We start from the raw sequence: 23,766 nt of genomic DNA on the forward strand, positions 1-23,766 counted from the left end.
AAGGAGGAGCACCATGATCACCCGTTTCAAGACCCGCACCCTGGCCCTGGCCGCGACGCTGTGCTGCACCGTCGCCGCCGCTTCGGCCGCCGACGTCAAACCGCGCCTGATCCGTTTCGGCTACGGCCTGAACGAAGACAGCGTCCAGGGCCGCGCCGCGCGCCACCTGGCGCAGGAACTGCAGAAAATCAGCGACGGCAAGCTCAAGATGAAAACCTTCGGCTCGGCCAGCCTGGGTTCGGACGAACAGATGCAAGGCGCGCTGGTCGGCGGCGTCCAGGAAATGATGGTGGGCTCGACCGCGCCGCTGGCCGGCATGGTCAAGGAGTTCGGCATGTTCGACCTGCCGTTCCTGTTCAACAGCGAAAAAGAAGCCGACGCCGTGCTCGACGGCCCGCTCGGCCAGGACCTGCTGAAAAAGCTGGAAGCCAAGGGCCTGGTCGGGCTGGTGTACTGGGAAAACGGCTTTCGCAACCTGACAAACTCCAAGCGCCCCATCGTGCGCGCCGAAGACCTGCAAGGCATCAAGCTGCGCGTCATGCAGAACCAGATCGCGCTCGGCGTGTTCAACGCGCTGGGCGCTAACGCCGTGCCCATGCCGTTCTCGGAACTGTTCACGGCGCTGGAGACGCGCACCGTGGACGGCCAGGAAAACCCCATCACCACCATCCAGAGCAGCAAGTTCTACGAGGTGCAGCCCTACCTGACCATCACCCGTCACGTCTATACACCGTGGGTGGTGCTGGCGTCCAAGAAATGGTGGGACGGCCTGTCGGCCGACGAACAGCGGCTGATCCGCCAGGCCGCCGCCTCGTCGCGCGATTTCGAACGCAAGGACAGCCGCGCCGATTCCCAGAAAGCCATGGGCATCCTGGAATCGGCCGGCATGAAGATCAATACTGTGTCTGAACAGGAAGTGGCGCGCATGCGCCAGACGGTGCAGCCGGTGGTCGACAAGTACACGCAGGAACTCGGCCCCGAACTGATCAAGCAGCTGAACGACGAAATCGGGAAGGCGCGCAACTGACCCGGTTTCCGGCCGCCCGGACCGCGCCGGGCGGCCACGCAACCATAGAGCGAGATGTCCATGCCGCACAATCCCCGCAAACTGCGCAGCCAGAAATGGTTTGACGACCCCACCCACGCCGACATGACCGCCATCTACGTCGAGCGCTATCTCAACTACGGCCTGACCCGGCAGGAACTGCAATCGGGCCGCCCCATCATCGGCATCGCCCAGACCGGCAGCGACCTGGTGCCGTGCAACCGCCACCACCTGGCGCTGGCCGAACGCATCCGCGCCGGCATCCGCGACGCCGGCGGCATTCCGATGGAATTCCCCGTGCACCCGCTGGCCGAACAGGGCCGCCGTCCCACGGCCGCGCTGGACCGCAACCTGGCCTATCTGGGGCTGGTCGAGATCCTGCACGGCTATCCGCTGGACGGCGTGGTGCTGACCACCGGCTGCGACAAGAGCACGCCGGCCTGCCTCATGGCCGCGGCCACCATAGACATACCCGCGATCGTGCTGTCGGGCGGCCCGATGCTCGACGGCTGGCACGACGGCCAGCGCGTGGGCTCTGGCACGGTCATCTGGCATGCCCGCAAGCTCATGGCCGCCGGCAAGCTCGACTACGAAGGCTTCATGACTCTGGCCACCGCCTCGTCGCCCTCCATCGGCCACTGCAACACCATGGGCACGGCGCTGTCGATGAACTCGCTGGCCGAGGCCCTGGGCATGTCGCTGCCCACCTGCGCCAGCATCCCGGCGCCCTATCGCGAACGCGGTCAGATGGCCTACGCCACCGGCGTGCGCATCTGCGACATGGTGCGCGAAGACCTGCGCCCGTCCCACATCCTGACGCGCGAGGCCTTCGAGAACGCCATCGTCGTGGCCTCGGCGCTGGGCGCGTCCAGCAACTGCCCGCCCCACCTCATCGCCATCGCCCGGCACACCGGCATCGATCTCAGCCTGGACGACTGGCAGCGGCTGGGCGAAGACGTGCCGCTGCTGGTGAACTGCGTGCCCGCCGGCGAACACCTGGGCGAAGGCTTTCACCGCGCCGGCGGCGTTCCCGCCGTGCTGCACGAACTGGCCGCCGCCGGCCGCCTGCACACCGGCTGCGCCACGGTGTCGGGCAAGACCATAGGCGAGATCGCCGCCGCGGCCAAACCCCATGACGCCGACGTGATCCGCAGCTGCGACCGGCCGCTGAAGCACCGCGCCGGCTTCATCGTCCTGTCGGGCAACTTCTTCGACAGCGCCATCATCAAGATGTCGGTGGTGGGCGACGACTTCCGCCGCGCCTATCTGTCGCAGCCGGGGTCGGAAAACGCCTTCGAGGCGCGCGCCATCGTGTTCGAAGGCCCCGAGGACTACCACGCGCGCATCGACGACCCGGCGCTGAACATCGACGAGCGCTGCATACTGGTGATCCGCGGCGCCGGCACCGTGGGCTACCCCGGCAGCGCCGAAGTCGTCAACATGGCGCCGCCTGCGGCCCTGATCAGGCGCGGCATCGATGACCTGCCCTGCATGGGCGACGGCCGCCAGAGCGGCACTTCCGCCAGCCCGTCGATCCTGAACATGTCGCCCGAGGCCGCTGTGGGCGGCGGCCTGGCGCTGCTGCGCACCGGCGACCGCATCCGCGTCGACCTGAACCAGCGCACGGTCACGGCGCTGGTGGACGAAACCGAAATGGCGCGCCGCAGCCAGGAACCCGGCTACCAGGCGCCCGCGTCGCAGACGCCGTGGCAGGAACTGTACCGGCAATGGGTGGGCCAACTATCGACCGGCGGCTGCCTGGAGCCGGCCACGCTGTACCTGAAGGTCGTGGAAACCCGCGGCGACCCCAGGCATTCGCACTGAGACCGGCGCCTATGCGCCGGGCGGCTTTTCATCCGCGGCGGACGGGCGCGGCGACGGCCGGGTAAGGACATAGGCGGCGCTGGCCACGAAGAAAACCGCGACCGCCGCCCCCAGTTGCCAGGACGGGTCCGCGCCCCACCAGAAAAGCACGTATCCGAGCGCCATGCCCAGGCAGGCATAGGTCTTGCCCTTGGCCGACACGGCGCCCTGGTCGCGCCAGGCGCGCAGCGCGGGCCCGTAGGTGGGGCTGTCCAGCAGCCATTTTTCCAGCCTGGGGGACGAGCGCGAAAAGCAGCCCACCGCCAGGATCAGGAAGATGGTCGTAGGCATCACCGGCAGAAACGCGCCGATGATGCCCAACGCCAGCATCAGGCAGCCCAGGCATAGCCACAGCACTCTCATCATGGCAGTCGGCGGCGGGCCGCCGGGCGCCGGACGGAAGACTGGAAATTGGCCCGGGCGGTCTGACCCATGGGTTGCGAGTCCGTATCTGAAGAAACACCGCAATATACCGTAGCAGTGCATGACGGCCAGTCGGGATAGTATCCCAACACTATTGCGAACTATTGCGCTTTGCCTCCATACTAAACCCCCCAATCGTTTACTTTTGGAGGGTTTTGCAATGCAACGCGACGACATCCAAAAGCTGGGCGCGCAAGCCGCCCGCGACGGATTGACCTTGTGGGACTGCCCTTACTACCGTGCCCAGGCCATGCCGGCCCACACGGGGGAATCCATCGCGCAATGGCGCGACAAGGTCGAAGCCTGGGAAGCCGGTTGGATGGCACAGACCAAGAAATGGAAACAACCGCCAGGCGATGGCCAGCGATACGTGCCGCGCGCGGTCGCTCGCCGCGCGCAGTGAACCTGCGGGGCCGCCCGGCCCCGAGCCGCTTTCTTCAATCGCCCAGGAGATGGTAATGGGAAAACTCGACCGGAACTCCCCTTTTTCGCGCGATGAAAACTCGGCCGAATGGAGGGGCAAGCTGCAGCACCCGGACGCCAGGCTGCTGACGCCCGCCGGCCGCGGCGAAATGCCGTCGGCCGAAGACGAACTGCGCCAGTACATGAAAGAAATCAGCCGCCGGCCGGGCTACGGCCACGTGAGCCACTTGCTGCACGAGGCGCAGCGCAAGCGCTGAACCGCAAAAGACCGGCCGCCGTGCGCGGCCGGCGCGCCGCTTCAGTCAGGCAGCCGCAGCACGGGCGGATCGTCCGGCCGGTAGTCGAGCGCCGCCTTGTTGCCGGCCTCGATGGCGGCGTCCCAGTTGTCGTAGGCCAGGTCCTCGCCCCGCTCCACACGGACGACGTCGCCCGTGCGGGCGGAACGCGTCACGATTTCCCATTCATACTTGCCGCCGCGCCCGGGCTGCACGACCAGCGTGCTCCGGTAGGCGGGTGGATTGCCTGTTTCCATCGTGCACCTCCATGCCGTGGAACAGCCATCTTACCGCCTAGCGAATCACGGCGGTGCCCTGAATGACGACGCCCGGCTGCGGGTACACAGGCTGCGGATAGGCGGGATAGACCACGGGCCGCGGCGCCTTGCACTTGCGCTCTTCCTTGTAGTCGCCGTTGCGCTTCCACTTGCGCTCGACCTTGCAGTTTCCGTCCCAGTATTCCTGCTTGTACTTGCCGCCATGATGGCCGCCGTAATAATAGTCCCGATGGTCATCGTGGTCGGCCATCGCCGGCATGGAGACCGCGGCGCACCCGATAAACGCTCCAACACAGAGCAACGTTATTTTTTTCATGATTACCTCGCGAGAACTGCTCGCCCGCAGCATAGATTCAACCCGCCCGCCAAATAAGACGGCGCGTTACAGGGCCCACCCTATTCCTACAAAAATGTGCAGATCGGCGCGCTTGCCGGACCCTCGGTAGCGCTTGATACAAGCTGGTAACGCGTGGAGCCGCCGGAACGGCATTTGCTCCGCAGCCGGGATTCATTATGGAGAGACCGCCATGAAACCCGCTCGCGCATTCCTGGCCATACCGCTGGCGCTGGCCGCGCTGTATCCGTCGACGACCCGGCTGCATGCCCAGCCGCAGAACCAGTCCGGCGCCCGCCAGGAGGCCGGCAAACAATCGGCGCCGGTCCCGAAGCAGGCCGGACCCGACGGCCAGGGCCCGGACACCGCGGGCCCCACGCCGCCCAAACCGCCTGCCCCCGCGGCCGGCCCGGCCGAGCGCGAGCCCCAGCAGATACGCGGCCAGGGCACCGTCAAGGGCTCGCGGGCCAACCCCGCGCCCGACGGAAAAATACCGGGAGGCCAGGCCGGCAGCGGCGGCCACAAGACCAACGAGTTCGGCCGCTGACGCTGGCCCCGCGGCACGCCGCTTGCTGCAAGCTGATCGCCGCAGCGTTGCGGCGATCGTGCGAACCAGGAACCCGCGACATGCCCAAGCTTCCCTTCCATGCCGAATCCGACAACGAACGGCGCAAGGCCCAACCCACCGCGGACGGCCCTCCCACGGGGCGAGAGAACACTGACCCGGACTCGAACTCCGGCTATCCCGGCGGTGGAAAGGAACTGCCCGAAGGACGGGACGCCTACGGCCGCAACAAGAAAACCCAGGAGCAGGCGGGCAAAAATCCGCCTGTCGGCAAGCCGGGAGGCCGCTGACGTCGAATGCGCCGCCCGCCATCGCACACTCCTTACGCGCCCAGCTCTACGGGCGCTTTTTTTGAGACCCGCTCCTCTATTTCGCGCAGTAACAGTGCTGGACTTCCGGAGAGACGACGGTCATCGTCGTCCCTAAGGCAACTTCTACCCTCGGAGGCGCGAAATGGATGAGCTCATCCACAAGGCTGGCCAGGAAGCTGCAAGGCACGGCGTACCTCTCTCGGCCTGCCCGTACATGAAGGCGATAAACATGCCGGGCCACACGGGCGAATCGCCCAGCAAGTGGCGCGCGAAACTGACGTCCTGGGAAGACGGCTGGCGCCGCGAAACCCAGGCCAGGCTTGCCGACCTGAAGCGGCGGCAACAGCAGCAACTGTCCGACTGAGGGCGGCGTCCTGGCGGATCAAGCCGTCTGCGTCTGACGGCGCGCCTGCTTGTCCGCGTACATCAGCAGATCGGCTTGCTTGAGCACGGCCGGCAGCGTGCTTGCGGCAGGGTCCGCGCTCACGATGCCGAAGCTCGCGCCCGCGTAATGAAAGCGGCAGCCGTCCAGCGTGTAGGCGCCGCTGAGCAACGGCGCAAGCCGCGCGCGCATGGCCTCCACGATCGCACCCTCCGGCGCGTCCGGCCCGGGCCGCGCGCCCAGCCCGACCACGACGAACTCGTCGCCTCCCCAGCGTCCCAGCATGTCGCCGGCACGCAGGCCGGCCGACAGGCGCCGGCCCACCTCGATCAGGAATTTGTCGCCTATATCGTGGCCGTAGGTATCGTTGATCGTCTTGAAACCGTCCAGGTCGATGAACGCCACCAGCACGCAGCGCTGCATCCGGTTCGCCAGCGAAAAATACCGCTCCAGTTCGGCCATGACGGCCCGCCGGTTCGGCAAACCGGTAAGCGCGTCATGATTGGCCGCGTGCCGTTCATCCTGGCGGCGTCTCACGATCTGCCCGACCGCGTGGCTGGAAAGCAGGATCAGCACCGAGCCGAACACCGCCACCAGCCCCGCCACCCACAGATGCTGCCGGCGCATGAGCGTCAGCTCGTCCAGCGAAGCCAGCGTAATCAGCTGGTACTGGGCATTGGACAGCGGCTGGCGCCGCACCAGGTACGGCCGGCCTTCGACCAGCCATTGGTCCGCATGGGAAGCAATCGGGCGCAGGTCCATGGGCTCGCCCGGATCTTCATCGCCGTCGGAAGGCAGCACCGTGCCCGCAGGCATGAGCGCCGCCACGTTGCGCAGCATGAACGACGCGGACGAAGCCGTGGTCACCCGCCCCTGGCGGTTCACGACCAGCGTGGTATGCCGCCCAGCCAGGTACAGCGCCACGTCCGGCGCATCGAATTTCACCGTCACCGATCCCAACGGCTGCTCGTTCACGTCCTCGATGCGGCTGGAAACGAAGTACGAGGGGCTCTTGTTCAGCCGGGCAATGCCGAAATAACTGCCCTTGCCCTCACGCAACGCGTCCACCAGATAGGCCCGACCCGAATAAACCATGCCGACGATACTGTCCGGCTCCGCCCAGTTGCTGGCCGTCACCGTATCGTCCGACATATTGTTCATATAAATGCGCGCATACCGCAGATCGCCGGCCAGCGCATTCATGAGGTCGCCCACCTTGCGCACCAGGGGATCGCGCGTGAACAAAGCCGCCCGCTCCTGCCGGGTCAGCTCCGCCGCGCCGGGAGGATCGGTGCGGTATCGGGCGGCGAGCTCGATTACCTGGGCCTGGCGGGACACCATGTTCGCGACGCTGATCATCTCGGTGAACAGGCGGTCCATGACGCGCGCGGTAATCCGGGTTTCATATTCCGCGCTGGCTGCCAGGCTGCCCAGCCGCGTCGCTTCGATCCCCTGCGACATCCACTGCGCAAGACCCGCGACCAGCACGAGCCAGCCCGCGACCAGTCCCAGCGTCACCCGACGCGCGGTGGATCGCCCCCGCCGCGGCATTTTGTCGCTCACACCGCCCCCTGGTTGAAATCAAATACGGCATATTTCCGTTGTGCACAGTTTATTTCAATCGCCGCTCCGCAGGCGGGTCGGGCGCGCGCCATGCTTGTTTCAATTCAATCGTAGGGGCCAGCCGGTATTGAGCGTACTGTGGTGGTGTGGCGCCTGCCACGACGATGCACTGTTGCCGGATTCGTTAGTGGCGAATCGCATGCTCCACCTCGATAAAGGCCGGCAGCCTTCAATCCCAAATCCAAATCTGGTCGGCTGATTCGCTGTATCGCGGCTACGCCGCGCTTCGATTCATTCAGGCCGCCTTATGAAGCTATTCAGCAGGTCCTTCGCCCGCGCCATCACGGCTTGCCGGAAGCTCATCCCGCCGGCGACGTCGTCACGGCAGCAGGACGGCCAGCGTGCGCGCCCGCCGGTTGCGCACGCCGCGACCTTGTCGCCGTGGCGGGTATACAGAATCTACGCCAGGCCCGGCCACCTGTTTCTTCGGAACGAACAAGGCAGGATTTTCGACCTCGGCGTGATGAAAGGCGTCGAACCCAACTTGACCTACCGCCTTTTTGTGAAAGGCCTGAGAGGTCGAGGGTTTGCTTCGCGCACGGAACTGCTGGATGACATCACGCGACGAATCGAAGCCGGAGAAGTCGCGGCCGAACTGCTCGACCTGCCCGAATGTACGGCCGGGAAGGGAATCGATCTGGATCGTGGTACGCACGCCGACGTTTCCATGAAGCTGGCTGGATAGACTTGCGCTCGGGCGCGCCGGAATCCCGCCGGTGACGGCCTAGCGCAGCTTCTGCCTGTAGAGATCCTGCGCGGCGCCCAGCGATGCGCGCATGCCGTAGATCGTGCCGCTGGCGCCGCGGCTGAACCACAGTTCGTATTGCCACATGCCCTCGACAAACACGCGGCAGATCGTCCAACCAGGCGGTCCCTGCCAGCAATACTCGTCCCGTTGTGTCCATTCCTCATCGGCCATTTCTCGTCCCCTACCGCACATGCCAGGGGCTGGCTCGCGCAGCCCCATAGCCCCAATATACTGTATTTTTATACAGTATATTTGCGGCGCAGGACCTTCAGCCCGGCGAGGGTGGATGCGCGCGACTTCCAAGCGATGGACGGGTGGCATGCCAATGTTCACTCGCCGAGATTGCGGACAAGAAGAAACCGTCAGGCTCACCGCATTCCTCTCATCAATGCAAAACGGCACGGTTTGCGAACTGACGTCAAGAAGTTGGACAGTCAAAAGCTAAACGTGAAGCATGAGCGCAGCAGCGCGCAATAACCACGCTGAGTATCTGGACGGGCGCAGCCGGCTCATGCAGTGGTGGTCAGATTATCTGGATCGGTGCGCGGCAGAGGCGGGAAAATGAGGCGGCGGGGGCCTACCCTTATTCTGATTGGCCTTACTCATTCCTACCCTTAAATCGCTTGGCGCTACTTTGCAGCACAGAAAGCAAAAAGCCGCGAAGTCTAAGACTTACGCGGCTTTTAAGGCGGTGCTTGGCACCACTTTGCAGGAATTTGGTAGGCGGTATTGGAATCGAACCAACGACCTCCACGATGTCAACGTGGCGCTCTAACCAGCTGAGCTAACCGCCTGCAAAGAAGAAGAATTATATAGTGCTTTTTTGAACTATGCAAATCGTCTTGGAAGATTTTTTGCATTTTTCATTGCGTCCGGGAAAACCAGCTTGGCGACATTCCCAGCACAACTTCACACTACTCAGTGCGGCTTATTCATCAGCACTGCTTCACTCTTCAGTATCGCGTCCGCGGCTTGCACCGCGGCAACGAAGAACGAGATTCTATCAGAACTTTTTATTCCTTGCTCGACCTCGACTCCGCTGCTCACATCCACGCCCCAAGGCCGCAGCGAGCGCACCGCCTGGCCCACGTTTTGGGCGTTCAATCCGCCCGACAGGATCAGCGGGCGCGAGATCGGATCGGCCCTCACTTCGTCGAGCAAGGCGTAGTCGAAGCCGTGGCCGCTGCCGCCGTAGCCCGCGCTGTAGCTGTCGAACAGCCAGCCCGCGGCCTCGCCGTAGGCGCGGCAGGTGGACGCCAGGTTTTCCGCGGTTTCCAGGCCAGGCGCGCCGGCGCGGAACGCGCGCAGGAAGCGGCGGCCGTAGTGGGCGCAATCCTGCGGCGTTTCGTCGCCGTGGAACTGCAGCAGTTCCGGCCCGACCTGGTCGAGCACGGCCTCGACCTCGCTTTGCGCGGGATTGACGAACAGGGCCACGACATCGACAAAGGCCGGCACCATGCGCCGCAACTGCGCGGCGCGCGTGGGCGTGAGGCAGCGTTTGCTCTTGGGGTAGAAGACAAAGCCGATGGCGTCGACGCCGGCCGCGACGGCGGCGTCGATGTCTTCTTCGCGGGTCAATCCGCAGATCTTGATGCGTGTGCGCATGGAATTCTTCAGTGGCTTCGTCGCATGCGCGACGGGTTGATTCAGTATATCCGCCGGGCGAGGCCGGCACGCTAGGAGCCCGGCTGAGCCAGAGTCGTCATGAGGTTGTCGAAGCTGCCTTCGGCCAGGCGGAACCACGGCGCTTCCATGTCGCGAAACGCCGTCATGCTTTCGTAGAGTTTCTTGAACATGGGGTTCTTGGCGCTGATTTCTTTATAGACGGCGAGCGACGCTTCGTAGCCGGCCTGCAGCAGCGGCCTGGGAAACGCCTTCAATTGGGCCCCGCGCGAGACCAGGCGGCGCAGCGCCTGTGGATTGCCGGCGTCGTACTTGGCGATCATGTTGCCCGTGGCCATGTTGCAGGCCAGCGCCAGCGCGGACTGGTACGGCTTGGGCAGCTCGTCGTAGGCGTCCTGGTTGACGTACAGCGACAACTGCAGCGTGCCGGCCCACCAGCCGGGAAAATAGTAGTTCCTGGCGACCTTATAGAGCGCCAGGCTCTCGTCGTCGTAGGGGCCGATCCAGGCGACCGCGTCCACCACGCCCTGTTCCAGCGCGGCATAGGTTTCCGCCACCGGCACCGCGACGGGAATCGCGCCCATGCGGGCAAGCACCGCGCGGGCGAATCCGCCGGCTTTGACCTTCAGCCCGCGCAAGTCGTCCACGGTCTTGATTTCCGGGCGGAACCAGCCGCCCATCTGGGCGCCGGTGTAGCCACAGGGAAAGTTCAGGATGTTGTACTTGTCGAACAGCACGCGCGTCAGCGCCAGGCCCTCGCCCTGGAGCATCCACGCGTGCATCTGCCGCGTGTTCAGGCCGAACGGCACGCCGGCGTCGAAGCTCAGCGCCGGGTCCGTGTCGAAATAGCGGGTCGAGGCCGTATGGCCGCAATCGACGACGCGATACTGCACGGCCTCGAGTATCTGGCCCGGCTGCACCAGATCGCCGGCCGGATAGATCTCGATGGTGAAACGCCCGTCCGTCACTTCGGAGACATAGCGCGCCACGTCTTCGGCGCCCGCCGACATCGTCGGCGATTCATCGGGAAAGCTGGAAGCCAGCCTCCATGCGACGGCCGGAGCTTCCTGCGCGAAAACCGGAGCCGCCACGGCCGCGCCGCCGGCGGCGGCTCCCAGGGCGGTCTGCTTCAAAAACGCGCGGCGTCGCATGGCAAAAGGCCTCCATCGGGCAGGAAAAGGCGGCGCCGTCGCCGGCGGCTTTCCTAATAGGTTTGAGTAAACGGCGACAGCAACTGCGACCCGCCGTCGAGTTCCTGCAGCCCGAACGCTTCGGGATAATCGATGGCCGAGAGGTACAGGCCGTCCGGCGCGAACGTCGGCGCGCCGCGCTTGCGGTCGCGCCACGACAGCAGCTGCGCCATCCAGTCGACCGTCTCCCTGCCCTGCCCGACCTGCAGCAACGCTCCCATGATATTGCGCACCATGTGATGCAGGAAGGCGTTCGCCTTCAAGGTGAACACCAGGAACGGCCCGCGCTCTTCGATGTCGAGCCGCTGCAGGTAGCGCACCGGATGCCTGGCCTGGCATTGCGAAGAACGGAAGCTGGAGAAATCGTGCTCGCCCAGCAAGGCGCTCGCCGCCGCGCGCATCGCGTCCACGTCCAGCGGCTGGAAGCACCAGCCCGCGCGCCCTGCCCACAGCGCCGGACGCACCCGGCCGCGCCACAGCAGATAGACGTAGGTCCGCGCGCTGGCCGAAAACCGGGCGTGGAATTCATCCGATACCTGCTGCGCCCACTGCACCGAAATGCTGGGCGGCAGAAACGCGTTGACGCCCCTGACCCAGGATTCCATGCGACGGTCCAGCGCCGTGTCCAGGTGGACCACCTGCATGGCGCCATGCACGCCGGTGTCCGTGCGGCCCGCGCAAATCGTCGGCACCGGTTCCTCGATCCCGCAAAAACGTCCCAGCGCGGCCTCCAGCGTATCCTGCACCGTCTGCCGATGCGGCTGCGTCTGCCAACCCTGCCAGGCGGAGCCGTCGTACGCCAGCCCCAATGCAACTCTAGACATGTATCAAACCCGTGGACCGCCGACACGGCGCGGTTCGTCCGTGGGCGGTTCGTCCAGGTCGAGATTGATGCTGTCGAGCTTGCGGTTCAGTGCTGCCGTATCCAGCACCGGCTCGTTATAGGCGTAGGTCTCCTCGTCGTCGTCCTCGCGCCGGGCGCCCGCCCGGCGCAGCAGCCAGGCAATGGCGAAGGCAATCAGCGCCAGCACGGCGGTGACGATGACGAGCAGATTGTCGGCCAGCCACGAAGGCATGCCCGACGAGTTCTCCTGCTTTATGGGCGGCGTGCCGGCGGGCTTGTCCGCCTGGACGGCGCCGGGCGCGGCCGCGGGGCCCGGCGTGCCTGCAGCACCCGGCGCGCCTGTTGCGCCCGGCGCGCCTGCTGCGCCCGGCGTGCCTGCTGCGCCCGGCGTGCCCGCTGCGCCCGGCGTGCCCGCTGCGCCCGGCGTGCCCGCTGTGCCCGGCGTGCCTGCTGCGCCCGGCGTACCTACAGCACCCGGCGTACCTGCTGTGCCCGGCGTACCTGCTGTGCCCGGCGTGCCAGTTGCGCCCGGCGTGCCTGCCGCGCCCGGCGTGCCTGCCGCGCTCGAAGTGCCTGCTGCGCCCGGCGTGCCGGTTGCTCCTGGCGTGCCTGCAGCACCCGGTGCGCCTGCAGCGCCCGATGCACCTGCTGCGCCGGGCGTACCCGCTTCGCCAGGCGTACCCGCAGCACCCGGTGTACCTGTTGCACCCGGCGTACCTGTTGCACCCGGCGTACCTGTTGCACCCGGCGTGCCTGTTGCACCCGGCGTGCCTGCAGCGCCCGGCGTACCTGCGGCCCCCGGCGTACCCGCTGCCCCCGGCGTACCCGCTGCCCCCGGCGTGCCCGCGGCGCCCGGCGTACCTGTTGCCCCCGCCGCGCCCGCGCGCTGCTGTTCGAGCGCCTTGTTCAAATCGTCGACGTTGCTCTGCAGCTGGTCCACCCGTCCCTGCACGTCGGCCATGGCGCGCTGCTGGGAGGTCCGCGCATCGGCCTGCGCTTCGGCCTGGGCGGCCGCGCTGTCCTCGGCGCGTCCGGCGGACAGGCGCACGCGGTCCTGCGGCGGCGTGGCGGTGGCGACGCCGGTTTCCGCCGGCGCTGCGACGCTGCCGGAGGCGCCGCCCTGCCCGCGGACCACGGCGGGGTTCGCGGCCGAGGCCGCGCCAATGCGCGAGCGGTATTTGGCGAAGGCTTCCGCGTGTTCGTTGAAAATGCGGCGCGCCTCGGCCGGGTCCACGGCGCGCACGGTGGCGGCGTCCGGGATCGTCAGCTTCTCGCCGGCGCGCACCAGGTTCATGTTGTTCTGGATGAAGGCTTGCGGATTGGCGCGCCACAGGGCCACCAGCATCTGGTAGACCGAGGCGTTGGGCACCGCGTTGCGCTGGGCGATGCCGAACAGGTTGTCGCCCGACTTGACGTTGACCGAACGGCCGCCGGCCGCGCGCGACGGCGTGCCGACCGCGGCCGGCGTGACCTCGGCGGTGGTGCCGCGCAGCGGCACCAGGATGCTGACCTGCACCTGGCGCTGGCCGGAGCTGGAACTGATGTCCAGCAGCAGGTCCACCGCGCCGCTGGCCGGTGGCTGCGAAGCGCGCACGCGCAGGTTCTTGCGCGTGGGGTCCATGCCGTCTTCGACGCGCACCACCATGCTGGCCAGCGGAACCGGCGGCTTCAGGCCGGCGCGCTGCCACGCCGCCTCGTCGGCCACCGAGACCTTCAGCGACGACACTTCATCGGGCGTCAGGTCCTGCAGTCCCACCATCGCCTGCAGCGGCGCGCCCGGCACCGAAACCACCCGCGAATGCCCCACGCGCATGGCCGCAGCCGAGCCGCACACGCTTGAACCGATCGCCAACGCGATCGCCCACTGCAAGGCTTTCAAANCGTCGAAGCTCAGCGCCGGGTCCGTGTCGAAATAGCGGGTCGAGGCCGTATGGCCGCAATCGACGACGCGATACTGCACGGCCTCGAGTATCTGGCCCGGCTGCACCAGATCGCCGGCCGGATAGATCTCGATGGTGAAACGCCCGTCCGTCACTTCGGAGACATAGCGCGCCACGTCTTCGGCGCCCGCCGACATCGTCGGCGATTCATCGGGAAAGCTGGAAGCCAGCCTCCATGCGACGGCCGGAGCTTCCTGCGCGAAAACCGGAGCCGCCACGGCCGCGCCGCCGGCGGCGGCTCCCAGGGCGGTCTGCTTCAAAAACGCGCGGCGTCGCATGGCAAAAGGCCTCCATCGGGCAGGAAAAGGCGGCGCCGTCGCCGGCGGCTTTCCTAATAGGTTTGAGTAAACGGCGACAGCAACTGCGACCCGCCGTCGAGTTCCTGCAGCCCGAACGCTTCGGGATAATCGATGGCCGAGAGGTACAGGCCGTCCGGCGCGAACGTCGGCGCGCCGCGCTTGCGGTCGCGCCACGACAGCAGCTGCGCCATCCAGTCGACCGTCTCCCTGCCCTGCCCGACCTGCAGCAACGCTCCCATGATATTGCGCACCATGTGATGCAGGAAGGCGTTCGCCTTCAAGGTGAACACCAGGAACGGCCCGCGCTCTTCGATGTCGAGCCGCTGCAGGTAGCGCACCGGATGCCTGGCCTGGCATTGCGAAGAACGGAAGCTGGAGAAATCGTGCTCGCCCAGCAAGGCGCTCGCCGCCGCGCGCATCGCGTCCACGTCCAGCGGCTGGAAGCACCAGCCCGCGCGCCCTGCCCACAGCGCCGGACGCACCCGGCCGCGCCACAGCAGATAGACGTAGGTCCGCGCGCTGGCCGAAAACCGGGCGTGGAATTCATCCGATACCTGCTGCGCCCACTGCACCGAAATGCTGGGCGGCAGAAACGCGTTGACGCCCCTGACCCAGGATTCCATGCGACGGTCCAGCGCCGTGTCCAGGTGGACCACCTGCATGGCGCCATGCACGCCGGTGTCCGTGCGGCCCGCGCAAATCGTCGGCACCGGTTCCTCGATCCCGCAAAAACGTCCCAGCGCGGCCTCCAGCGTATCCTGCACCGTCTGCCGATGCGGCTGCGTCTGCCAACCCTGCCAGGCGGAGCCGTCGTACGCCAGCCCCAATGCAACTCTAGACATGTATCAAACCCGTGGACCGCCGACACGGCGCGGTTCGTCCGTGGGCGGTTCGTCCAGGTCGAGATTGATGCTGTCGAGCTTGCGGTTCAGTGCTGCCGTATCCAGCACCGGCTCGTTATAGGCGTAGGTCTCCTCGTCGTCGTCCTCGCGCCGGGCGCCCGCCCGGCGCAGCAGCCAGGCAATGGCGAAGGCAATCAGCGCCAGCACGGCGGTGACGATGACGAGCAGATTGTCGGCCAGCCACGAAGGCATGCCCGACGAGTTCTCCTGCTTTATGGGCGGCGTGCCGGCGGGCTTGTCCGCCTGGACGGCGCCGGGCGCGGCCGCGGGGCCCGGCGTGCCTGCAGCACCCGGCGCGCCTGTTGCGCCCGGCGCGCCTGCTGCGCCCGGCGTGCCTGCTGCGCCCGGCGTGCCCGCTGCGCCCGGCGTGCCCGCTGCGCCCGGCGTGCCCGCTGTGCCCGGCGTGCCTGCTGCGCCCGGCGTACCTACAGCACCCGGCGTACCTGCTGTGCCCGGCGTACCTGCTGTGCCCGGCGTGCCAGTTGCGCCCGGCGTGCCTGCCGCGCCCGGCGTGCCTGCCGCGCTCGAAGTGCCTGCTGCGCCCGGCGTGCCGGTTGCTCCTGGCGTGCCTGCAGCACCCGGTGCGCCTGCAGCGCCCGATGCACCTGCTGCGCCGGGCGTACCCGCTTCGCCAGGCGTACCCGCAGCACCCGGTGTACCTGTTGCACCCGGCGTACCTGTTGCACCCGGCGTACCTGTTGCACCCGGCGTGCCTGTTGCACCCGGCGTGCCTGCAGCGCCCGGCGTACCTGCGGCCCCCGGCGTACCCGCTGCCCCCGGCGTACCCGCTGCCCCCGGCGTGCCCGCGGCGCCCGGCGTACCTGTTGCCCCCGCCGCGCCCGCGCGCTGCTGTTCGAGCGCCTTGTTCAAATCGTCGACGTTGCTCTGCAGCTGGTCCACCCGTCCCTGCACGTCGGCCATGGCGCGCTGCTGGGAGGTCCGCGCATCGGCCTGCGCTTCGGCCTGGGCGGCCGCGCTGTCCTCGGCGCGTCCGGCGGACAGGCGCACGCGGTCCTGCGGCGGCGTGGCGGTGGCGACGCCGGTTTCCGCCGGCGCTGCGACGCTGCCGGAGGCGCCGCCCTGCCCGCGGACCACGGCGGGGTTCGCGGCCGAGGCCGCGCCAATGCGCGAGCGGTATTTGGCGAAGGCTTCCGCGTGTTCGTTGAAAATGCGGCGCGCCTCGGCCGGGTCCACGGCGCGCACGGTGGCGGCGTCCGGGATCGTCAGCTTCTCGCCGGCGCGCACCAGGTTCATGTTGTTCTGGATGAAGGCTTGCGGATTGGCGCGCCACAGGGCCACCAGCATCTGGTAGACCGAGGCGTTGGGCACCGCGTTGCGCTGGGCGATGCCGAACAGGTTGTCGCCCGACTTGACGTTGACCGAACGGCCGCCGGCCGCGCGCGACGGCGTGCCGACCGCGGCCGGCGTGACCTCGGCGGTGGTGCCGCGCAGCGGCACCAGGATGCTGACCTGCACCTGGCGCTGGCCGGAGCTGGAACTGATGTCCAGCAGCAGGTCCACCGCGCCGCTGGCCGGTGGCTGCGAAGCGCGCACGCGCAGGTTCTTGCGCGTGGGGTCCATGCCGTCTTCGACGCGCACCACCATGCTGGCCAGCGGAACCGGCGGCTTCAGGCCGGCGCGCTGCCACGCCGCCTCGTCGGCCACCGAGACCTTCAGCGACGACACTTCATCGGGCGTCAGGTCCTGCAGTCCCACCATCGCCTGCAGCGGCGCGCCCGGCACCGAAACCACCCGCGAATGCCCCACGCGCATGGCCGCAGCCGAGCCGCACACGCTTGAACCGATCGCCAACGCGATCGCCCACTGCAAGGCTTTCAAACGGCGGGCATGCTTCACTTGGCGCGAACGCTGGGTCATAAGCTGGAATTCCGTTCTTGTAGTCGAATGACGGGCTGGCGCCGATCCATGCCGAACATGGCCGGAATCGGCATCAATTCATCGGAAAAGTGTAATGGATCGAGCGCATTTCACAAACCTGAAAGGCCCGCCGGGATTTGCTGGCGCGCCGGTCCCGCGCATGCGGCCGGACCCCGCGTAAAACGACAAGGGCACCCGCAGGTGCCCTTGTTCGCGCTGACGGCGTGTACAGGCGGCGCGACGCGCCGCCAGACCGGCCTCAGGCCTCGGCCAGCGCGATGCGCAGCATGCGGCGCAGCGGCTCGGCGGCGCCCCACAGCAGCTGGTCGCCGACCGTGAACGCGCCGAGGTATTGCGAGCCCATCGACAGCTTGCGCAGACGGCCCACGGGGATGTCGAGCGTGCCGGTGACGGCCACCGGCGTCAGCGCCGCGACGGTCGCTTCCTTGGTGTTCGGCACCACCTTGGCCCATTGCGTGCCTTGCGCGATCAGCGCTTCGATCTCGTCGATCGGCAGGTCGCGCTTGAGCTTGATGGTCAGCGCCTGGCTATGGCAGCGCATGGCGCCGATGCGCACGCACAGGCCGTCGATCGGGGTGGCGGGCGTGCCGAAGGCGGCGCCGCGGCCGAGGATCTTGTTGGTCTCGACCTCGCCCTTCCATTCTTCCTTGGACATGCCGTTGCCCAGGTCCTTGTCGATCCAGGGGATCAGGTTGCCGCCCAGCGGCACGCCGAAATGCTCCTGAGGCAGCGCCGGGTCCTTCTGCTTGGCCAGCACGCCGCGGTCGATTTCGAGGATGGCCGAGGCGGGATCGTCCAGCAGCGGCTTGACCGCCTGGTTGATTTCGCCGAACTGGGTCAGCAGCTCGCGCATGTGCTGCGCGCCGCCGCCCGAGGCGGCCTGGTACGTCATGGTCGTCATCCATTCGACCAGGTCGTTGTTGAACAGGCCGGCCAGGCCCATCAGCATGCAGCTGACCGTGCAGTTGCCGCCGACGAAGTTGCGCACGCCGCGCTTGAGCGCCGCGTCGATGACCGGGCGGTTGACCGGGTCCAGCACGATGATGGCGTCGTCGGCCATGCGCAGCGTGCTGGCCGCGTCGATCCAGATGCCGTTCCAGCCGGCGCCGCGCAGCTTGGGATAGATCTCGGACGTGTAGTCGCCGCCTTGCGCCGTCACGATGATCGGCAGTTTTTTCAGAGCGTCAATGTCGTAGGCGTCCTGCAGCGGGCCCGCGCCGTCGGCCCAAGTGGGCGCAGCGCCGCCAGCGTTGCTGGTGGAGAAGAAAACCGGCTCGATCAGTGCGAAGTCGTTCTCGTCGCGCATGCGTTGCATGAGCACCGAGCCGACCATACCGCGCCAGCCGACAAGGCCTACTGCTTGATTCATTTCAATCGCTCTATATAAAGGTGAAGACAGGGTCCGGGAAAAAAGCCGTGCAATTCAACAATTTATCAGAATGCACGGGGAGATGTTGCGGCGCAGCTATAAAAAATTGGGGCCGCAATGGGCCGGGACGGTTTTCGCGGCGTCCCGGCCACGCCGGAAAGCCCCGAAATGCAAGAGGCCGCCACCTGGACGGCCTCTTGCCGAGTCCGTCAGGCGGCTCAGCCCAGGGCTTTGAGCACCGCGTCGCCCATCTGGGCGGTGCCGACCTTGGTCGTGCCCGCCTCGAAGATGTCGGCGGTGCGCAGCCCGTCGGCCAGCACGCGGCGCACCGCGGCCTCGATCCGGTCGGCCTGCGGCGCCAGGTTCAGCGAGTAGCGCAGCAGCATGGCGGCCGACAGAATGGTGGCCAGCGGATTGGCCACGCCCTGCCCGGCGATGTCCGGGGCCGAGCCGTGGCTGGGTTCGTACAGGCCCTGGCCGCCGGCATTGAGCGAGGCCGAGGGCAGCATGCCGATCGAGCCGGTCAGCATGGCCGCCTCGTCCGACAGGATGTCGCCGAACAGGTTGCCGGTGACGATGACGTCGAACTGGCGCGGGCTGCGCACCAGCTGCATGGCGGCGTTGTCGACGTACATGTGCGACAGCTCCACGTCGGGATAGTCGCGGGCCACCTCGATCACGATGTCGCGCCAGAACTGCGAGGTCTCCAGCACGTTGGCCTTGTCCACGCTGCACAGCTTCTTGTTGCGCTTGCGGGCCGATTCGAAGCCGATGCGCGCGATGCGGCGCACTTCGGATTCGGCATAGCGCATGGTGTCGTAGCCCTCGCGCTCGCCGGCGAAGGCGCCGTCGGGCGAGGCGCGCACGCCGCGCGGCGTGCCGAAGTAGATGTCGCCGGTCAGTTCGCGGATGATCAGGATGTCCAGGCCGGACACGATCTCGGGCTTGAGCGAGGACGCGCTGGCCAGCTCGGGATACAGGATGGCCGGGCGCAGGTTGGCGAACAGGCCGAGCGCCTTGCGCAGGCCCAGAATGGCCTGTTCCGGGCGGAATTCGCGCGGCAGGCTGTCGTACTTCCAGTCGCCGACGGCGCCGAACAGCACGGCGTGCGATTCCTGGGCCAGCTTGAGCGTGGCCGGCGGCAGCGGATGCTCGAACGCGTCGAACGCCGCGCCGCCCACGGGCGCTTCCTTGATGTCGAGGGGAATGTCCAGCGCCTTCAGGACGCGCACGGCCTGTTCGACGATTTCCGGGCCGATGCCGTCACCCGGCAGGACTGCGATATTGTGAGTCATACGAAAACTATCCTGTGGTCGGAATAAGCGGTGCGTCAGGCGATGGGGCGGCTTTCCAGCCACGGATGGCGCGCCAGGCGCTCGGCCTCGAAGGCGCGGATCTTGTCGGACTGGCGCAGGGTCAGGCCGATGTCGTCGAAGCCGTTGAGCAGGCAGTACTTGCGGAAGGGTTCGATCTCGAAGCCCATTTCACGGCCGTCGGCCGCCACCACGACCTGGCGCTCCAGGTCGATGCGCAGCTTGTAGCCGGCGAAGGCCTTGACTTCGTCGAACAGGCGCGCGACTTCCAGCTCGGACAGCACGATGGGCAGCAGGCCGTTCTTGAAGCTGTTGTTGAAGAAAATGTCGGCATACGACGGCGCGATGATGGCGCGAAAGCCGTATTGGGTCAGCGCCCAGGGCGCATGCTCGCGGCTCGAGCCGCAGCCGAAGTTCTTGCGCGTCAGCAGCACCGACGCGCCCTGGTAGCGCGGCTGGTTCAGCACGAAATCCGGATTCAGCGGACGCTTGCTGTTGTCCATGCCCGGTTCGCCGTGGTCCAGGTAGCGCAGTTCGTCGAACAGGTTCGGGCCGAAGCCGGAGCGCTTGATGGACTTGAGGAACTGCTTGGGGATGATGAGGTCCGTGTCGACGTTTTCGCGGTCGAGCGGAGCCACCAGGCCTTCGTGATTGGTAAATGCTTGCATGATGTCGGTCTCGGTGCGTGGCGCTTAACGGAAGGTGCGGACGTCGACGAAGTGGCCGGCCACCGCGGCGGCGGCGGCCATGGCCGGGCTCACCAGGTGGGTGCGCCCGCCCTGCCCCTGCCGGCCTTCGAAGTTGCGGTTCGAGGTGGAGGCGCAGCGTTCGCCCGGTTCGAGGCGGTCGGCGTTCATGGCCAGGCACATGGAGCAGCCCGGCTCGCGCCATTCGAAACCGGCTTCGATGAAGATCTTGTCCAGCCCTTCGCGTTCGGCCTGCTGCTTGACCAGGCCCGAGCCCGGCACGACCATGGCCTGGCGCACATTGGAAGCCACGTGCTTGCCGCGGGCCACGGCGGCGGCGGCGCGCAGGTCTTCGATGCGGGAGTTGGTGCACGAGCCGATGAAGACGCGGTCGATGCGGATGTCGGTGAGCGGCGTGTTGGGCTTGAGGCCCATGTACTGCAGCGCGCGCTCCATGCCGCTGCGGCGTCCTTCGTCCTTTTCGCGGTCCGGGTCCGGCACGCGGGAATCCACCGGCAGCACCATTTCGGGCGACGTGCCCCAGGTGACCTGCGGCGTGATGTCGCGCGCGTCGACCTCGACGACGGAGTCGAACTTGGCGCCTTCGTCCGTATGCAGCGTGCGCCAGTAGGCGACCGCCTGGTCCCAGAGCACGCCGGTGGGCGCGAAGGGACGGCCGCGGAAATACTCGATGGTCTTGTCGTCGACCGCGACCATGCCCGACCGGGCGCCGGCCTCGATGGCCATGTTGCAGATGGTCATGCGGCCTTCCACGGACAGGCCGCGGATGGTGCTGCCGGCGAACTCGATGGCATAGCCCGTGCCGCCGGCCGTGCCGATCCGGCCGATGATGTGCAGCACCACGTCCTTGGCGGTGCAGCCGAAGGGCAGTTCGCCTTCGACCTTGATGAGCATGCTCTTGGCTTTCTTCATGAGCAGCGTCTGGGTGGCCAGCACGTGCTCGACCTCGGACGTGCCGATGCCGAAGGCCAGCGCACCCAGCGCGCCGTGCGTGCTGGTGTGCGAGTCGCCACAGACCACCGTCATGCCGGGCAGCGTCGCGCCCTGCTCCGGGCCGATCACGTGCACGATACCTTGACGCAGGTCATTCATGCGGAATTCGGTAATGCCGTATTTTTCGCAGTTGGCGTCCAGCGTATCCACCTGCAGGCGCGAAATCGGGTCGTCGATGCCCTGGGCGCGGTTCAGGGTGGGCACGTTGTGGTCCGCCACCGCCAGGTTGGCGCCGGTGCGCCACGGCTTGCGGCCGGCCAGGGCCAGCCCCTCGAACGCCTGCGGGCTGGTGACTTCGTGCACCAGGTGGCGGTCGATATAGAGCAGACAGGTGCCGTCTGATTCCTGATGGACGACGTGGGCGTCCCAGAGTTTGTCGTAAAGGGTTTGGGCCATGGATGCGCTCTGCTGGTAGACAGTCCGACTCGGGCCTCGCACGGTGTGAGCAATTCGCTCCCGCACCGGCCGCTGCGGCATGGAGGAATTATGCCCACGCCCGGAACCTAGTACAACCACACCTGATATACCAGTACCAGCACTACCATGCTGGGCGCGCAACGCCTTCTGCTGTGTGTTTCATATCAGCGGCCATTGTTGTTGCAAATAACCTCACATGTAAAACCGGACCGATAAACAGATACAAAATTATCAAACCGATATAATTATTCGTGGCCGCGGTTGCTTCTTTTACGAAATAAAGAGAAATAAACCGACTTAAATTTGAATTAAACCCGCATATCAAGACCTTACTGAGCAAAGATCGTGCAAGTTAGCCTGAATTAATGGATGATACGCGGAGAAGCTCAATGGAGCGCCTGGAAAAGTTCGTCAACTATTAACAAATATTGACTCGTCAAAACTGACATTTCCACACAATATGGCGGCCATCTAATCCTCAACTCGACTCGCGAATAATCACTATGGCTTCGTTTTTGCTCAAAAGCACGGCTTCGGCCCTTGCCCTGGCATTCGGTCCTGCGGCATTTGCACAGTCATCCGCTCCGGCTGCGTCGCAGCCCGCGGTCACGATGAACCAGATCGTCGAGCAGACCCTGCTCAGCAACCCGGAAATCCAGGCCAAGTACCATGATTTCCAGGCCTCGCTGGAAGGCCAGAACGTCGCGCGCGCGGCGTTCTTCCCGCAGGTCAACGCACAAGGCTATGTGGGTCGCGAGTACCGCAACAACGTGCCGGGCGTGGGTTCGCAGAACTGGAGCCGGCCGGGCTACAGCGTCGAGTTGCGGCAATTGATTTTCGACGGCTTCCGCACCAGCAATGACGTCAAGCAGGCGGGCTTCGACAAACTGGCGAAGTTCTACGACCTGCTGGCCACCAGCGACACGACGGCGTTTTCCGCCGTGCAGGCCTATGTCGACCTGCAGCGCTACCGCGACATGGAACTGCTGGCCCGTCAGAACTATTCCCTGCACGAGGAAACGCTCAAGCAGATCAACGAGCGCACCGAATCGGGCGTGGGCCGCCGCGTCGACCTGGAACAGGCCGGCGGCCGCCTGGCGCTGGCGCAGACCAACCTGATGACCGAGACCGCCAACCTGCTGGACGTGCAGCAGCGCTTCCAGCGCGTGACCGGCGCCCTGCCCCCGGAATCCATGCAGCCGCCGCCCGACATCAGCGGCAAGCTGCCGGCCAAGCCCGCCGACTTCAACGAGTCGCTGCGCCGCAACCCCAGCTTCCTGTCCAAGCAGGCCGCCGAAGCCGGCGTCGCCTCGTCCAAGGGCGCGTTCTCGCCCAAGTTCGAATTCGTGGCCGCCACCGGCCGCGACCAGAACGACCCGACGCCCCAGAACCGCGACATCCAGAACTCCAGCGTCCAGCTCGTCATGAGCTACAACCTGTACCGCGGCGGCGCCGATTCGGCCCGGGTGCGCCAGACCGCCGCGCAGTCCTACGCCGCGCGCGACATCCGCGACTACACCTGCCGCAACGTGCAGCAGGACCTGGCCGTGGCCTGGAACAACATCGTCAGCCTGAACCAGAAGCTGCCGTTCCTGCGCGATCACGAAGTCGCCACCACCAAGGTGCGCGAGGCCTATCGCCAGCAATTCCAGATCGGCCAGCGCTCGCTGCTGGACCTGCTGGACACCGAGAACGAACTCTTCGAATCGCGTCGCGCGCTGACCAACGCCTTGTATGATCTGCAGCTCGCTCAGTACCGCTGGCTGGCGCTGTCGCACGCGCTGCTGCCCGCCCTGGCGCTGCAGCCCGCACGCAACGAAATGCCCGAGGAAAACGGCAAGCTGGTGGTGTCCGACGAAGTGATCAAGCTGTGCAACTCGACGGTTCCCGACACCGCCCGCCTGGCGCCCGTGCATGTGAAATACAACGAAGGCGCGCTGCCGCCCACGCTCATTCCCATGAGCTCGCCCAGCGCCAAACCCTGAGCGCCCGTTGGCGCA

Annotated in this window: 24 protein-coding genes, 1 tRNA gene and 1 pseudogene; 9 read left to right on the forward strand and 17 right to left on the reverse strand. The window is 66.6% G+C overall.

What is annotated here, in order from left to right:
- Nucleotides 1-13: 13 nt before the first annotated feature.
- Complete coding sequence (locus C1I89_RS05035; RefSeq protein WP_102771654.1) at nucleotides 14-1,027, forward strand: TRAP transporter substrate-binding protein; 1,014 nt, start codon at nucleotides 14-16, stop codon at nucleotides 1,025-1,027.
- A gap of 60 nt (nucleotides 1,028-1,087) precedes the next feature.
- Nucleotides 1,088-2,869: an IlvD/Edd family dehydratase gene (locus C1I89_RS05040; RefSeq protein ID WP_102771871.1), complete on the forward strand. Its 1,782-nt coding sequence runs from the start codon at nucleotides 1,088-1,090 to the stop codon at nucleotides 2,867-2,869.
- Nucleotides 2,870-2,878: 9 nt separating this feature from the next.
- Here the strand turns inward: C1I89_RS05040 and C1I89_RS05045 are convergent, their stop codons facing one another.
- Nucleotides 2,879-3,274 (reverse strand): YbaN family protein, encoded by a 396-nt coding sequence (locus tag C1I89_RS05045; RefSeq protein ID WP_102771655.1) that lies wholly within the window; start codon nucleotides 3,272-3,274, stop codon nucleotides 2,879-2,881.
- Nucleotides 3,275-3,491: 217 nt separating this feature from the next.
- On the opposite strand from C1I89_RS05045, the gene C1I89_RS05050 reads away from it, so the two are divergent.
- Together C1I89_RS05050 and C1I89_RS05055 are read left to right on the forward strand one after the other, a co-directional pair.
- A complete protein-coding gene (locus tag C1I89_RS05050; protein ID WP_102771656.1) occupies nucleotides 3,492-3,734 on the forward strand; it encodes a CrpP-related protein in 243 nt (80 codons plus the stop codon).
- Nucleotides 3,735-3,789: 55 nt separating this feature from the next.
- Nucleotides 3,790-4,011, forward strand: a complete 222-nt coding sequence (locus C1I89_RS05055) for a hypothetical protein (RefSeq protein WP_102771657.1) — start codon at nucleotides 3,790-3,792, stop codon at nucleotides 4,009-4,011.
- A gap of 41 nt (nucleotides 4,012-4,052) precedes the next feature.
- On the opposite strand, the gene C1I89_RS05060 is transcribed toward C1I89_RS05055, so the two are convergent.
- Both C1I89_RS05060 and C1I89_RS05065 read right to left on the reverse strand, forming a co-directional pair.
- Entirely contained in the window at nucleotides 4,053-4,286 is a 234-nt protein-coding gene (locus C1I89_RS05060; protein ID WP_102771658.1) for a hypothetical protein, read from the reverse strand.
- Nucleotides 4,287-4,323: 37 nt separating this feature from the next.
- The gene (locus tag C1I89_RS05065) at nucleotides 4,324-4,623 is read right to left on the reverse strand and encodes a hypothetical protein (RefSeq protein ID WP_102771659.1); all 300 of its coding nucleotides are present in this window, start codon (nucleotides 4,621-4,623) and stop codon (nucleotides 4,324-4,326) included.
- A 211-nt stretch (nucleotides 4,624-4,834) separates the two neighbouring features.
- On the opposite strand from C1I89_RS05065, the gene C1I89_RS05070 reads away from it, so the two are divergent.
- From C1I89_RS05070 to C1I89_RS05080, 3 genes are all read left to right on the forward strand, one after another.
- On the forward strand, nucleotides 4,835-5,188 hold the full coding sequence (locus C1I89_RS05070; RefSeq protein WP_102771660.1) for a hypothetical protein: 354 nt from the start codon (nucleotides 4,835-4,837) through the stop codon (nucleotides 5,186-5,188).
- An 80-nt stretch (nucleotides 5,189-5,268) separates the two neighbouring features.
- Nucleotides 5,269-5,496: a hypothetical protein gene (locus C1I89_RS05075; RefSeq protein WP_102771661.1), complete on the forward strand. Its 228-nt coding sequence runs from the start codon at nucleotides 5,269-5,271 to the stop codon at nucleotides 5,494-5,496.
- A 163-nt stretch (nucleotides 5,497-5,659) separates the two neighbouring features.
- On the forward strand, nucleotides 5,660-5,881 hold the full coding sequence (locus C1I89_RS05080; protein WP_102771662.1) for a CrpP-related protein: 222 nt from the start codon (nucleotides 5,660-5,662) through the stop codon (nucleotides 5,879-5,881).
- 18 nt (nucleotides 5,882-5,899) lie between these two features.
- Here C1I89_RS05080 and C1I89_RS05085 read toward each other — a convergent pair whose 3' ends face one another.
- A complete protein-coding gene (locus C1I89_RS05085; protein WP_102771872.1) occupies nucleotides 5,900-7,450 on the reverse strand; it encodes a GGDEF domain-containing protein in 1,551 nt (516 codons plus the stop codon).
- Nucleotides 7,451-7,769: 319 nt separating this feature from the next.
- On the opposite strand from C1I89_RS05085, the gene C1I89_RS35085 reads away from it, so the two are divergent.
- The gene (locus C1I89_RS35085) at nucleotides 7,770-8,207 is read left to right on the forward strand and encodes a hypothetical protein (protein WP_102771663.1); all 438 of its coding nucleotides are present in this window, start codon (nucleotides 7,770-7,772) and stop codon (nucleotides 8,205-8,207) included.
- 39 nt (nucleotides 8,208-8,246) lie between these two features.
- Here C1I89_RS35085 and C1I89_RS05095 read toward each other — a convergent pair whose 3' ends face one another.
- The 13 genes and pseudogenes from C1I89_RS05095 to leuC all read right to left on the reverse strand — a co-directional run bounded on the left by C1I89_RS05095 (nucleotide 8,247) and on the right by leuC (nucleotide 21,745).
- The gene (locus C1I89_RS05095; protein WP_102771664.1) at nucleotides 8,247-8,441 is read right to left on the reverse strand and encodes a hypothetical protein; all 195 of its coding nucleotides are present in this window, start codon (nucleotides 8,439-8,441) and stop codon (nucleotides 8,247-8,249) included.
- A gap of 546 nt (nucleotides 8,442-8,987) precedes the next feature.
- Nucleotides 8,988-9,064 (reverse strand) — tRNA-Val (locus tag C1I89_RS05100).
- Nucleotides 9,065-9,188: 124 nt separating this feature from the next.
- The gene (locus C1I89_RS05105; RefSeq protein ID WP_258231351.1) at nucleotides 9,189-9,887 is read right to left on the reverse strand and encodes a phosphoribosylanthranilate isomerase; all 699 of its coding nucleotides are present in this window, start codon (nucleotides 9,885-9,887) and stop codon (nucleotides 9,189-9,191) included.
- Between the two features lie 59 nt (nucleotides 9,888-9,946).
- On the reverse strand, nucleotides 9,947-11,044 hold the full coding sequence (locus tag C1I89_RS05110) for a TRAP transporter substrate-binding protein (protein WP_102771666.1): 1,098 nt from the start codon (nucleotides 11,042-11,044) through the stop codon (nucleotides 9,947-9,949).
- A gap of 53 nt (nucleotides 11,045-11,097) precedes the next feature.
- The gene (truA, locus tag C1I89_RS05115; RefSeq protein WP_102771667.1) at nucleotides 11,098-11,907 is read right to left on the reverse strand and encodes a tRNA pseudouridine(38-40) synthase TruA; all 810 of its coding nucleotides are present in this window, start codon (nucleotides 11,905-11,907) and stop codon (nucleotides 11,098-11,100) included.
- 3 nt (nucleotides 11,908-11,910) lie between these two features.
- Nucleotides 11,911-13,821, reverse strand: a complete 1,911-nt coding sequence (locus C1I89_RS05120) for a FimV/HubP family polar landmark protein (RefSeq protein ID WP_102771873.1) — start codon at nucleotides 13,819-13,821, stop codon at nucleotides 11,911-11,913.
- A 57-nt stretch (nucleotides 13,822-13,878) separates the two neighbouring features.
- Nucleotides 13,879-14,145, reverse strand: a pseudogene (locus C1I89_RS35830) (twin-arginine translocation signal domain-containing protein); the annotation flags it as partial.
- 53 nt (nucleotides 14,146-14,198) lie between these two features.
- Nucleotides 14,199-15,008, reverse strand: coding sequence for a tRNA pseudouridine(38-40) synthase TruA (truA, locus tag C1I89_RS05125; RefSeq protein WP_102771667.1), 810 nt, complete (start codon nucleotides 15,006-15,008; stop codon nucleotides 14,199-14,201).
- Nucleotides 15,009-15,011: 3 nt separating this feature from the next.
- Nucleotides 15,012-16,946, reverse strand: coding sequence for a FimV/HubP family polar landmark protein (locus C1I89_RS05130; RefSeq protein WP_102771668.1), 1,935 nt, complete (start codon nucleotides 16,944-16,946; stop codon nucleotides 15,012-15,014).
- Between the two features lie 259 nt (nucleotides 16,947-17,205).
- Entirely contained in the window at nucleotides 17,206-18,336 is a 1,131-nt protein-coding gene (gene asd, locus C1I89_RS05135; protein ID WP_102771669.1) for an aspartate-semialdehyde dehydrogenase, read from the reverse strand.
- A 218-nt stretch (nucleotides 18,337-18,554) separates the two neighbouring features.
- A complete protein-coding gene (gene leuB / locus C1I89_RS05140) occupies nucleotides 18,555-19,631 on the reverse strand; it encodes a 3-isopropylmalate dehydrogenase (RefSeq protein ID WP_102771670.1) in 1,077 nt (358 codons plus the stop codon).
- Between the two features lie 35 nt (nucleotides 19,632-19,666).
- Complete coding sequence (gene leuD / locus C1I89_RS05145) at nucleotides 19,667-20,317, reverse strand: 3-isopropylmalate dehydratase small subunit (protein WP_102771671.1); 651 nt, start codon at nucleotides 20,315-20,317, stop codon at nucleotides 19,667-19,669.
- Nucleotides 20,318-20,341: 24 nt separating this feature from the next.
- On the reverse strand, nucleotides 20,342-21,745 hold the full coding sequence (leuC, locus tag C1I89_RS05150; protein WP_102771672.1) for a 3-isopropylmalate dehydratase large subunit: 1,404 nt from the start codon (nucleotides 21,743-21,745) through the stop codon (nucleotides 20,342-20,344).
- A gap of 524 nt (nucleotides 21,746-22,269) precedes the next feature.
- Here leuC and C1I89_RS05155 point away from each other — a divergent pair.
- The gene (locus C1I89_RS05155; RefSeq protein ID WP_102771673.1) at nucleotides 22,270-23,751 is read left to right on the forward strand and encodes a TolC family outer membrane protein; all 1,482 of its coding nucleotides are present in this window, start codon (nucleotides 22,270-22,272) and stop codon (nucleotides 23,749-23,751) included.
- Nucleotides 23,752-23,766 lie beyond the last annotated feature (15 nt).

Source organism: Achromobacter pulmonis, from assembly GCF_002885955.2.
Lineage (GTDB): Bacteria > Pseudomonadota > Gammaproteobacteria > Burkholderiales > Burkholderiaceae_B > Achromobacter > Achromobacter pulmonis_A.